The sequence below is a fragment of the Pelosinus sp. sgz500959 genome (assembly GCF_042610375.1).
GTDB lineage: Bacteria > Bacillota > Negativicutes > DSM-13327 > DSM-13327 > CTSoil-075.
The window spans coordinates 1-665 of sequence record NZ_JBGJZL010000054.1 but is presented as its reverse complement, the minus strand read 5'-3'; the positions used below and the strand labels follow the sequence as shown (position 1 = coordinate 665).

Sequence of the window (665 nt, the reverse complement as noted above, 5' to 3'; positions counted from 1 at the left end):
CTGGTGGTGCCATCAACGCTGGTGCCGATGTGACGGGTTCGGTGACTTATGATCCGACGAACGGTTATAGTTCTTTAGCAACTTTTACAGGCATTTCTGGCGGAACGGTAGCATTTACGATTGATAATACGGCTTCTGCTACTACAGGTTCAATCGCTCCTAATTATACAACTTCTACGATTGCTGCTAGTACTTCCCCTTATACAGTGGGTACGACACAAATCCCACTACGATTTATACCTAACGGTGGCGCTGATGCAGTGACTCTAGATATGAATATGGGGACTCTGACTCAATATGGTGGCACTTCATCAGTGATAGTCAATCAGGATGGCTATGCAACAGGATCTTTGGAATCAACGAGCATTAATGCTAGTGGGATTATTGTTGGTCAATTTAGCAATGGTCAAATATTAAATTTAGCACAAGTTGCATTAGCAAACTTTAATAACCCTGCTGGTCTAGCAAAAACAGGTGATAGTTTGTATATGAAATCAACTAACTCCGGTGATCCACTTATTGGTGCAGCGAGTACATCAGGACTAGGGACTTTCAATTCTGGTTCATTAGAAATCTCTAATGTGGATTTATCACAACAATTTAGTGATATGATTGTTACACAACGTGGTTTTCAGGCTAACTCAAAAATTATTACGACAACTGAT

Annotated in this window: 1 protein-coding gene; it reads left to right on the top strand. The window is 40.8% G+C overall.

From position 1 onward, the window contains the following. Positions 1 to 665: flagellar hook-basal body complex protein (locus ACAN52_RS21945; RefSeq protein ID WP_378957265.1), on the top strand; the 665-nt coding region annotated here is incomplete at both ends.